The 10,606-nt window shown below is 45.1% G+C and carries 9 protein-coding genes; 3 read left to right on the top strand and 6 right to left on the bottom strand.

Annotated features, from left to right (window positions below):
* Window positions 1-583: 583 nt before the first annotated feature.
* Both H6S82_RS07090 and H6S82_RS07085 read left to right on the top strand, forming a co-directional pair.
* Window positions 584-796, top strand: coding sequence for a hypothetical protein (locus tag H6S82_RS07090; protein WP_190475174.1), 213 nt, complete (start codon window positions 584-586; stop codon window positions 794-796).
* Between the two features lie 313 nt (window positions 797-1,109).
* On the top strand, window positions 1,110-4,022 hold the full coding sequence (locus H6S82_RS07085; RefSeq protein ID WP_191056110.1) for a protelomerase family protein: 2,913 nt from the start codon (window positions 1,110-1,112) through the stop codon (window positions 4,020-4,022).
* Between the two features lie 45 nt (window positions 4,023-4,067).
* On the opposite strand, the gene H6S82_RS07080 is transcribed toward H6S82_RS07085, so the two are convergent.
* Window positions 4,068-4,370 (bottom strand): hypothetical protein, encoded by a 303-nt coding sequence (locus tag H6S82_RS07080; protein ID WP_190475171.1) that lies wholly within the window; start codon window positions 4,368-4,370, stop codon window positions 4,068-4,070.
* 67 nt (window positions 4,371-4,437) lie between these two features.
* Between H6S82_RS07080 and H6S82_RS07075 the strand changes: the two genes are divergently transcribed.
* On the top strand, window positions 4,438-4,815 hold the full coding sequence (locus H6S82_RS07075) for a hypothetical protein (RefSeq protein ID WP_199315634.1): 378 nt from the start codon (window positions 4,438-4,440) through the stop codon (window positions 4,813-4,815).
* Here H6S82_RS07075 and H6S82_RS07070 read toward each other — a convergent pair whose 3' ends face one another.
* From H6S82_RS07070 to H6S82_RS07050, 5 genes are all read right to left on the bottom strand, one after another.
* Window positions 4,816-5,328, bottom strand: coding sequence for a TniQ family protein (locus H6S82_RS07070; RefSeq protein WP_190475169.1), 513 nt, complete (start codon window positions 5,326-5,328; stop codon window positions 4,816-4,818). It abuts the gene before it with no gap.
* Complete coding sequence (locus H6S82_RS07065; RefSeq protein ID WP_242056848.1) at window positions 5,325-6,170, bottom strand: TniB family NTP-binding protein; 846 nt, start codon at window positions 6,168-6,170, stop codon at window positions 5,325-5,327. Before H6S82_RS07065 ends, H6S82_RS07070 begins: the two co-directional genes overlap by 4 nt.
* Window positions 6,158-7,897, bottom strand: a complete 1,740-nt coding sequence (locus H6S82_RS07060; protein WP_190475167.1) for a Mu transposase C-terminal domain-containing protein — start codon at window positions 7,895-7,897, stop codon at window positions 6,158-6,160. The genes H6S82_RS07065 and H6S82_RS07060 overlap by 13 nt, the downstream gene beginning before the upstream one ends.
* A gap of 183 nt (window positions 7,898-8,080) precedes the next feature.
* Window positions 8,081-10,189, bottom strand: coding sequence for a tetratricopeptide repeat protein (locus tag H6S82_RS07055; protein ID WP_190475165.1), 2,109 nt, complete (start codon window positions 10,187-10,189; stop codon window positions 8,081-8,083).
* Between the two features lie 92 nt (window positions 10,190-10,281).
* Window positions 10,282-10,606, bottom strand: a 325-nt coding sequence (locus tag H6S82_RS07050) for a hypothetical protein (RefSeq protein ID WP_347339471.1), incomplete at its 5' end; no start/stop codon positions are given.

Raw genomic sequence — 10,606 nt, 5'->3', positions numbered from 1 at the left:
ATATAATATTATTTAAATAATATTATATAGGAGCTGATCTTATATCCTATATATAGTAAATTTTTATATATAGATACTTTATATATAGCTATTGCATGGCTGGAATCCTTATGCAGCAAGGGTTGTAGCACCTATACAAATATCTAATCAATTTATCTATATACAAATTTCTGATGGATTAATGTATACAAAATATTTTTTTAGCGTCCACAATCGTTAGCAGGCAAGGGTTTCAACTTGTATACATTTAAATGTTAAATTGCATTTTGTACACAGCCATTAGCGATCGCAGAGAGGGCAGATAGGTTGTGTATACATATAGGCGGAGCTTGGTTATACATAAATTTGTGATGAGCTGGAGATTTTGTACATAGATAGATTAGCGGTGGGAGAGGAGAGATAGGGATGGCAAGAAGAGTGCGATCGCAACACTGGTAAACAGAGTGGTTTGTGGGAGGTGCAGACAATCACCTTTTGTGTGAATATGCCCCGAAGCCATCGATTAGATAGATTGCCTTGGGGATAAGAGTAAGAGTGCGATCTCAGGGCTTTTGGATCGGGTGGTTGGGGTGAGCGTGGCCACATGAGAAGACTTAAATCGATCGCGCTCGCTCGATCGCGTTGGTGGCTCAATGATGGTTGTCGATCGCATGGAATCGAGATCTATTTAGTTGTCGAGGTTCGACAGCAGTGGTTGTCGCCACAGTTTTTTACCATCATTAGCCAAAAAAGGTTTCTTGGCAAGGATAAAATCAAAGCTTCCTGCTTGGCTATATTTTCTCTATACGTAGAATAACTGAGCAATTGCTGTATATATTTATAACAACCGCTCGAAGTCGGTTAGGACAACTGAGAGCCGCGTCACTTTCTCACCTTTACTTTTAGTGCAGCACAGCAGAAATAAGTCACCAGTTTCATTCTTTCTCCGCCTGCCCCTAACCTCGACGCCCTAGCTCCTAGCTCCGACGCCCTAGCTCCTAGCTCCGACGCCCTAGCTCCTAGCCCCGACGCCCTAACATAGCTATGTATATTTGGTTGACAAGTTTTTGTATATAGATTAAAGTTGAAGTAAGCTAAGGTTTATATATAGCAAGCATTCAGGAGCATGGATGGCGAGGGTAGCTCCAGACAAAAGTTATTCGTGGTTGGAGAGGTGGGATAGTACGAAGCCACCGTCTCCGAAGTATCGTGAGGGCATCAATAATTTCCTGCTGGGATTAGAAGGAATGACCAGAGAGGATCGTCAGCGGATTAAGGAGCTGTATACAGATTGGTGGAATAGCATCGCATTCAAGGCGTCGGGCAAAATGCTGGCGGCTGGGACGTTGATGAATTTGCATAGTGACTTGACTAAGGCGATCGCGATCCATTTTGAGGATAGGTTGACTAATGATAATTCGTTCCGCAGTCCGACGGGAAATCAGGAACTGCGTCACATCGCACTGGCTGAGTGCAAGCCTCCACAAGAGGTTGTCGATCGCCATAATCAACGCAACCAGTTACGATTGCTCGAACGGGTGAGTAATCGTGGGTTTCTCGATCGCCCGTTTGAAATTGTGACTAGGGCCCAGAGATTGCTGCATTCTGGTCTGGAGGCTTCGATCTATTCCGATATCGCGGCGGCTTTGGTGGTTCTGACTGGTCGCAGGGTTTCGGAAATTTTGGTGACGGCTGAGTTTTCTCGTTGTACGGCGTACAGTGTATGGTTTACGGGGCAACTCAAAACTAGGGGAAAGGAGTTGGCAGCGGTGGAAATTCCAACTCTGATTGAAGCAGATCGCATTATTAATGGCGTCAGCCGTCTGAGGGAATTGTTTCTGGTGGATGACACTAACCGGGATTTGCTGGACTCTTACAAAAATGATGTTCGTTGTCAGGTAATTCGCACTTTTTGTGACTTGGTGCCGACGATTCAAATGGTGGAAGGAGAAATGCGGCCTACGACTCATCGGATGCGGGCTGTATACAATTGTTTGGCTACTTTTTTCTATGCTCCACCGGGTTTGAAGGATGATTTATATACAAAAGTCATCATGGCTCATGAAGACCGCAATAGTACGCTCAATTATATGGTTTATCAAATTGCGGATGAGGTAATTGCAGCGACAGGTGGTAAGCGCCAGGGCATTCTCTTGGAGCGACCGGGGGTGAAAGTTTTACAGGTGTTTCAAACCTCTCTTCCAGGGCGAGCAGAAGGCACTCTTGTGGAGGCAATGGCTTTTCCGGCTGTGCCAACTGTGGTGGCAACTGTTGTCGAGAACCCAGATGCTGTTGGGGACTACACAGATGATGGTGAGCCTTCTGCTGTGTTCTCTAACTCTTTTGCTGTGATTGGCTCTGGTAGCGTGCAGAGCGCTATTGTACGCTCCCAAAGCAATGAAGCTATAACTATAACTACTAAAACTACTAAGGAAGCAGCGATCGATCGGGTGGGGTCAAAACCCGTGGTTGATATTGAAAAAATTTCCCCGTGTCAGAGCGTCTCCCCGTCTTTTCATCAATCTCAACCAACTTTCGATCGCCACACCCCGATCTCTAACCACACCCGGATCGATGGCCACGGTAACAATGGCCATACAGACGAAGACGAAGACGATTACTTTTCTACTGACGGTGAATCTGGGGTTGACTCTGATGTGGTTTCTCATCAACTGTTAAACAGTGACAGTGACAGCAAGGGCGCGATTAATTTGGATGTTTATCTGGCTATCTGCCAGCAACTTTTGAGCAGTCCCCATTTTGGGCCGTTGGCGACGGGTTTAGTGGCTGTGACTGGCCGTAGTGTTGCTTCTCTGATTAAGTCTGGTATTTTCAAACTTACTGACGAGCCGCATCAGTTGCTTTTCAGCCATCAGTTGTCACCTGTGGCAAGGATTACGACGCTGTTAGATAGTCGCTTGATTGTTGGGGCGATCGAACATTTGCGCTATCATCGTTGGACGGCGATGAAACGACTGCGGTATGAGGCTCCTAATCAGATTGAATATATCTGCCGTCCTTTGCTCCAGCGCTCGATTAAGAAGTTTTTTGCGTCGGTTATCCCGGATGTTAGTTATTCCGGTCTGATTGCTGCTTATGAGTTACTCAGTGTCAAGAGTGCCTCTGATGGGGTTGCGATCGCTCGCGCTACTGATGCTTCTGATGCTTCTGATGCTGGGATTGATAGTTGCACTAATATTGCGATCGCTCGTGCTGATGATGACGATCGAAGTGGAGAAACGAAGGAGCAGCAGACGGGCGACGGTACAGATGTACTAAGATTAGGGGTTAGCGAGCCATTGCATCTTACTCTTGAAGGGGAGGTATGGGAGGATTTTCAGGCGATCGCTTCTCATTTAGGGCTGGCTGTTGAAGATGCTTTACCTGCTATTCTCCGATTAGCTCGACGTAGTTTGTCTGGTGTTGAACAGATGTCAGTTGCTGCGGCAGAATCTGGTTCTCAAATGGCATCTTCTGTGGTTGAAGCTGATTCGCTCGCAGCAGAATCTAGCTCTGTTGAAGAGGTATCGGAGCCTGTTTTAGAGGCTCCTACTACATATCAATTAGCCGCTAAAATTGCTCAGTTGGAATTACAGTTGCAACAAGTTACTGCTTTAATTGGTCATCTTAATTCTGACCAAGCTTCTTCAGATATGCCGTCTTCTGACTCGCTTACCAATAGTCAACCAGAGGCTCAAAGAAAATCTCAAAAACCTCGAATATCTGCCTCTATATCAAATCAAGAGAATGGGAGTAACCTGAAAGGTCGCGCTCTCCAGAAGATCGATCGCACTGCTCGAGCTGTGATGCAGTTTAACGAGCAGGCAGTGGAGCCTGAGCAAAAATGGTTTATTTCTGAGTCTTTGATTTTCCGGCTCACAGGCTGCAATCGTCCGGCTGTTCGTCGTTATTTTCAACTCTCTCGTTCGGCGATTGATGAACATAATCAACATCATCAGTTGTCTGAACGCCATAATCAACTTAAGGGTAAGAGTCGTGATGAACAAGGACTGCAAGCTTTTGTCGATCGCACTCTTGTTTAAGTAAGCCTTGCTTCATGCTGCCCAGAATTGGAGAGCGCCTATTCCCTATTCCCTATTAAGAGCGCGAAGCGCTATAACTTCTACTGGCTCCACTTTTTGTGCGATCGCAATCGTGAGTTTGGTCAGTTCCTCTTCTGTTAGCTGACTCGATTGCGATAGTTTTTCTAGGTTGCTTGTGACTTGGTACCAAAATTCGGCTCTGGCTGATGCTCGTTCGATGGCATCTGGGGCGATGCTGCCTAAATATGCTAATGTGCGGCTTTTGACTTGACCATCGATCCGCTCTCCCGAACATACATAAGCGTACAGCACCTTTTTTTTACCTTTTTGTTGCCATCGCACGTACATCTGGCGGCTACCTCACATTGCACTTTTTGTTGTAGTATTTTTTGGACACAACAACTGGGGATTATTTTTGACTGCCACGATGACCACTCCTGATTCTTTCACTTCCTACCATTCTGCTGCTGGTTTTGAAGCGGAACACTCAAAGCTTTCACCTACCGAAATTATGGAAGCCATGATCGACCTCCGCATCCAGTCTAGAGTCATTGAAGCGCAGATTGACCAACTCATGCCTGCTTTTAAGGCTGCTTGTGCTAGCTTCGGTCGAGATCGAATTGAACTAGAGAGGGCTACGATCGGCAAACGACTTACTCCGGGTCAATGGAATTACTCTGCTTCGATCCTGGAGCAAGAAGCGCTCCTTAAGCATCTCAAACAGCAGTTTCAAATCACTCATGAACCTTGTGGTGGTCGGGAAATTACCTGGACACTTAAGCTGCTGGGCTAATCACTTCTGGGTTGAAAGCGAAGGCTGTTGGTAAATAACCATCTGCTCGAAGGGCGAACCGCATTCTCCACAGCAGCCTTTTTCCCACAGAGCGGGTAATTCAAAACAAGTCCCGCATACCGGACAAGCTGATAACAAGTTTAATTGATGACGATCGCAGTTGGGGTTAGCGACTAATTGCCAAGCTACTTTGTGGGCTGGTGCTTCCCGATAACAGGCGGCACACAACCTTGTCGCTAGGTACATTTGTGGACGAGGTGGTGGCAGCATGGCTGCTAGGTGTTCTATGTCTAATCCAACTAATGGTGCTAATAGTGAGAGTTGTTGATGGTTGGGCGATCGCAATCGCGATGGTACTTCCCAAAAAGCTACTGTTTTCTCGGTTAAACCTAGTACTCTTGCTAATCCTTTGCTACTGAGTTGGTTGGCGAGTCGAAACCGACTTAAGAAATGACCAAAACTTTCTCCTGGGTAGGGTTGAACCCGAAATACCCAAGGAGTATATGGTTTCATCGATATTCTGCGGCTACTTGCGTTAGGGTTGCTAAATCAATGCGCGGCTGTCCTTGCTTTAAGGCTTGGATAGCTGATTCTCGGAGAATCATATCTAATAGCCCGATGTAGCCGCGTGTTGCTTGTCCTAAAACCAATTGCATCTTTTCACTACCAAGATTTGAGGACTCGGGTAACTTTAAAACGTATTCTTCCCATATCGCTGTGGTTTCTTCCAGTTGTGCCGCATTTAAGCGATGAAACCGATGGCAGGCCATGAAGCGATGATGCACTTGCTCATCGCGTCGGACTACTGCATCGAGGCGATCGGTTCCGACTAACACGACTGCTATTCTTAATTGGTCAAAAATATCGCTTACTTCTGAAAAGGTTTTGGGACGCAAGCGGTGCGCTTCATCCAGGACGATCATTTCTACCTGGCAGGCTTTGAGGATGTGGTAAACCCGAGCGCGGATTTCGTCAACTGTACCCCGTGTAATTTGATACTGCAAATAGTCTAAGATGCCGACAAATAATTCGCGGGGTGTGCATTCGGGAGGGCAATGCCAATAAAGTACGGGTACTTTGGGAGCTTCTCCATTTTCTTGAGTGCCTAAGTGCCGCAGACGGTACGCATCACAGGCAAAAGTTTTGCCTGTACGCGATTCTCCAATCACTCGGCAGGCTTGACGCGATAAACGTTTGTTGTCTAGCCACTGATGAAGCTGTTGCATTTGCTCTAACTCTACAATGCAACGGCGCTGTAGTCGCACTATGGCTGCGTGCATTTCATCTTGGTCTATATCAGTTCTCACCAAACGCGGCGGTATGATGATTTCTGGCAGGGTATTTACTTGCGCCATACGCCGTACTCCTGTTTGAGTTGTTCGTAATCAAACACGCGCACTTTGGGAACGGGCTTTTGGGTTTTCACTATTTCTGCTGGTATGTGTGACTCAAGTGCGATCGGATTTGATAATGGTAGTGTTTCTGGCACAATGCCTGACAATGGTTCTGTGGCTTGAGCTTTTGGTGTCTTCTCGATGGGAGAGCGTTGTTGCTGTCTCTTTTTCTGGGCTTGAATGCTATCTAGCGCTATGTCTCTAGCGCGTACTTCTAGAAGTAGCGATTGGTTGGTGACGGCTTGCCCTGCTTTTCGCTGTCTGGCACTGATGGCACTGGCTTCTGCTAGGGATAATGTTTCTGTTTCTAAGCCTTGGGCGTGGGCACGAGTTAAAAACACGTCTTTGGCTCCCTGTTGTTGATAAATCAATACGGTAGTTATATCTCGCGGATTATACCGCACTACTACTGATTCTCCTGCGTAGGAAGCTAAATGTTCTCCTTGGTAGATTAAGTTGGCGAATTGGATGTAACCACTTCGATATACGGTGCGCCGCGCTCGTCGCATCAGACAAATGTCGAGTTCTCTTTCTCCCAATAGTGGCAGTTGTGCAATACACCCGCTTTCCCAACGTCCGAGCCTGGTTTGTCCGCCCATACGTGCGTCGATGCTTTGGTTGTAACGATCGACTATGTATCGCACGAGTAATTTTTCTAGCTGTATCAGTGTCAAACAGGCTTCTTTTTCGGCTTGTTTGGGTCTATTTTTGATGTTGGAACCCGTGTATCCCGGCAATGTTGAGAATAGCTCGCTGTTGAATGTCCCAAATGGTCTTTCGACGATGCCTCCATCTGATGGTCGTCGCCTTCGACAGCAGACGATGCCTAGTTCGGTTGCTACTTGCTCGATATGCTGAGATTGGAAGTCTTTGCCGCTATCGGTGTAGAGGTATTTTGGCAATCCATATGTACCCCATTGTTGGTTTAGTTCGTAGCCACTGCTGTACTGTTTGGGCAATATGGCATGGCGTAAGGCTAGGGTGACTATTTGGGCGCTGGGTGCTTCTATGCCTAAGTGTATTCCCATGATGCAACGGGAGTAGGCATCAATTACTGTGGTTAGCCACGGTCTTCCTAAGATTTCTCCACTGCTGTCTACTACCAGTACATCTACTTTTGTATGGTCTGCCTGCCACACTTGATTGCTGTATTCGACTGCTATTTCTATTCCTTCTCTGGTCTTGACGATTAGTCGCGACCCTTTCCACCCTAGCGAGCGCTTTTGCTGCTGTTTCTCCAAATATGGCTGAAGCACCCGATACACCGTAGCGCGGCTCGGATAGTCTTCTACCCCCAATTCCTGCGCCCGCGCTTTTACTCTCACGGCCACCTGCGCGGGAGTGAGCTGCCGACTGCCTTGATTGCCTTGGCGATATGTTCTGATAATAAACTCTTGCCATTGAGAACTGATTTTCTGCACGCCCCGATCCGAGCGCGTCTTTCGGCACAAACCGCAAAGCCCGTCTTCTTGCCACGATCGCATCAGCCGTCGTAAACTCCGCACGCTGATTCCTAATGTGCAAGCTGCCTTGCGTTGCACCGTTCCATAATGTTCTGTGCCTTGCGCTGCCAATAATTGCTGAATTACCTCTATCCGGCGCTGCTCAATCGGCGAGACATCTAACAACGGCAAGCATTCTTCTTGTGCTTGTGCATTGGGCAGCTTCAACCTTAGTCGTGAGCTCATCTCCTCATCTGCTCGATCCCCATTCGGCGGGCTAGGATTCTCCATCAGCAACCCTCTTTACCTACACTTGCACGCATTTTACATCCATTGCGGTCAAATATCGTGATACGCCACAGCGGTCAAATAGCGTGAGATGCCACTTCTATCCCATACTACATGGCTAGAATCCTTTCTCTGCCTTACTTACGGCTCGTTTCTCTGACGGTCACTTATCCTGAGATCGAGGTCAAATTCCGTGATCCTCGACAATTTCTCTATCAAGTAGTCTTTTCCATCGTACAGTGCTGCCATTGGTATATTTCGCAATAGCCCATCCAGAACAAAAACTAAAGTTTGATTTTTGGTTGGCTCTAGAAGTGAATCTTTTTCGGCTGGACGAATTATCCAGTCATATACTTGTTGGGATAATTTCCTAGCTTTGCTGTCAGGAAATTCTAACTCTAGTTGCCGCCGTAGTTCTTTAAGAGTTTGTTCTACTTTAGTTTTTGGCGTATCAACAGATGTATAGCGATGTAAGAAGCGATTAGTTGATGCTCCACTCGGTAAAGAAAAAATAACTTCAATTCGATCGTTGAGAAGAATAGGATAAATAACTACTACTTCAGTGGTGTGAGGAATTTGTTCGATTTCCAAAAAATTGGCGTTTTGCAAAGAGCATTGGAGATAGTTTTCCAATTCAGCTACTTGCAGATTGTCAATTAATTGACGGACTTTTTCTAAATCGGGATTTTCAGAGCGCAACACTAAGTCAACTGCTTCCCGATAAATAGGTTCGACATTATCCCGAAAATAAAATTGAATATCTGAGTTGATTCCAGCCAAGTCTAATGGGATACCTACCAAACCTTTACGTACCACATTTATAGTTTCAAGTGCTTTTTCATAAGCAGCGATCGCATCCTTTAAATTTTCCTGCGCTGCATATATTCGCCCCAACTGCCACTCCCACTGATACTTAATATTCGGTGCTTGAATTTCATTGGCTAAACTTAAAGCTTGTTCGGTAAATTTCTGAGCTTCTCCATAGTTTTTTTGTTCTTCGTATAGCCACCCATAAGTACCAAGAGCGTATGTTTGTGCTTTAGGATCTTCCAAATTTTTAGCGTGTGCGATCGCTTGTTGTAATAACTGGTCAATTATCGACCAAGGTTGATTAAAACTAGATTTTTTATTGAGTAAAATTAAATTTTTAGTTAAGTTAATTTTTGCATACACTTCTTGACGACTAGGAGGTAAACTATTAATTCTATCATAAATATTTGGCCATAATTTATCGACTTCCGCTAAATAATTGGGCCAACTATCTTTCCATGCCTCAGTTGACAATACACTCACCAAAATATTTAAATAATTTAGTTGTGCTTGTAATCGTGTTGAGTCGGAAAAAGATTCTGTTTCAGCTACTTTCTCATACCATTCTCCCGCCTGTTTATAAAAACCTAAAGCGGTATCTTCTTGGGGTGGCTTTTGACAATTTTTCGGTATCGTTAAAGGCAGTTTTTGTTGGCTATTTAGCCCTTGTAGGTCTTCCACTCTCCTACCGAAAGCGCGTGCTGTATTGCCCAAACTGAGATAAATATCACCGATAAGTTGAGAATTCTGCAACTGTTCAGCTACCGCCAAGCTATCTTGGAAAACACACCAAGAATGTTCTAAATCGCCAACCACTTGCAGGGTATTTCCTAAACTGTATAATTTAGTAGCTTTAATTAAAGGATCTAATTGCGTATTAAAAGTTTCTGGCTTTTTTAGGGTTTCTTCTACTTGGTTTAATGTCTGCAATGCTCGTCGATAACGTCCTAATGCTTGCAAGGCTTGAGCTTGATTAATTTGGCTACCTATAACTCCAGGCATATCACCAATTTGTTTATAAATAGCTTCGGCTTGTTTAAGGCTATCTAAGGCATTTTCTGCTTGTCCGTTAGCCAATTCCAAACGCGCTGAAGTGGTGAGCGATCGCGCTAGTATTTGTTGTCTTTGTGCAGTGGTATCTGTATTTTGATTTGCAGCCAGTAAGTCAAGACTGGTAGAAATTGCATTTTTCGCCTCATCGAAGCGATTTAATTGCTGATAAGCTAAGGATAAGTAGTTCCAAACCAAAGCTAAGTTTAATTTATCTCTTTGATATAAATTGGCAGCATTTAGCCAATATTCAGCTGCTTTAGCATACAGACCATTCTGATAGGTTTCTCTACCTCGTTGGAGCCAATCTTCAGGGGCAACTTGGGCGTTATTTGTAATAGAACTTTGGGCAGTAGGTGGTTGAGCGATCGCCATTGGAAAAAATTGCATAGCAATAGCTGAAATCAAGCCCAATGCTATTAAAAGAAATAACTTTAAAATGCGCTTAGTGAAAGGTATCATGTTCTTTATATCTATAGATTTTATTGATTAGGATTTGCTACACAGTTATTAGCACTTAGCCAAGAAATATCTGGCTTTGAATTAGGCAATTGGGCTACTAAAACCACCTCGCCATTATCATTAATTAGCCACCCAGAAGCTTCCACCATTGGCACAGAATCAGCTTTTTTCTGTTGCGGAACTTGGGCGGAAATAGGACGATTTACCGCTTGTAAATGTCGCAAATCATCCCAAAAAGCGTCCCTATTTAGGACATCGTTAGGGCTAGGCGGTACTCCACCTAAACCAGTAACAAAAAATCCAGATCTGTTTCCCCTTCCAGTTGCTCTACAACCTTGCGGAATC

Origin of the sequence: Planktothrix sp. FACHB-1355 (genome assembly GCF_014748295.1) — a bacterium.
GTDB classification, from domain to species: domain Bacteria; phylum Cyanobacteriota; class Cyanobacteriia; order Cyanobacteriales; family Aerosakkonemataceae; genus Aerosakkonema; species Aerosakkonema funiforme_A.
Note: the sequence above shows the minus strand (reverse complement) of the source record. Positions and strands in the feature narration are given on the sequence as shown.

Excerpts from the sequence above, each read along its gene's own strand:
- H6S82_RS07055 (WP_190475165.1), bottom strand. The coding sequence starts at position 10,189 with ATGCAATTTTTTCCAATGGCGATCGCTCAACCACCTACTGCCCAAAGT.
- H6S82_RS07080 (WP_190475171.1), bottom strand. The coding sequence starts at position 4,370 with ATGTACGTGCGATGGCAACAAAAAGGTAAAAAAAAGGTGCTGTACGCT.
- H6S82_RS07065 (WP_242056848.1), bottom strand. The coding sequence starts at position 6,170 with ATGGCGCAAGTAAATACCCTGCCAGAAATCATCATACCGCCGCGTTTG.
- H6S82_RS07090 (WP_190475174.1), top strand. The coding sequence starts at position 584 with ATGAGAAGACTTAAATCGATCGCGCTCGCTCGATCGCGTTGGTGGCTC.
- H6S82_RS07060 (WP_190475167.1), bottom strand. The coding sequence starts at position 7,897 with ATGAGCTCACGACTAAGGTTGAAGCTGCCCAATGCACAAGCACAAGAA.
- H6S82_RS07070 (WP_190475169.1), bottom strand. The coding sequence starts at position 5,328 with ATGAAACCATATACTCCTTGGGTATTTCGGGTTCAACCCTACCCAGGA.
- H6S82_RS07085 (WP_191056110.1), top strand. The coding sequence starts at position 1,110 with ATGGCGAGGGTAGCTCCAGACAAAAGTTATTCGTGGTTGGAGAGGTGG.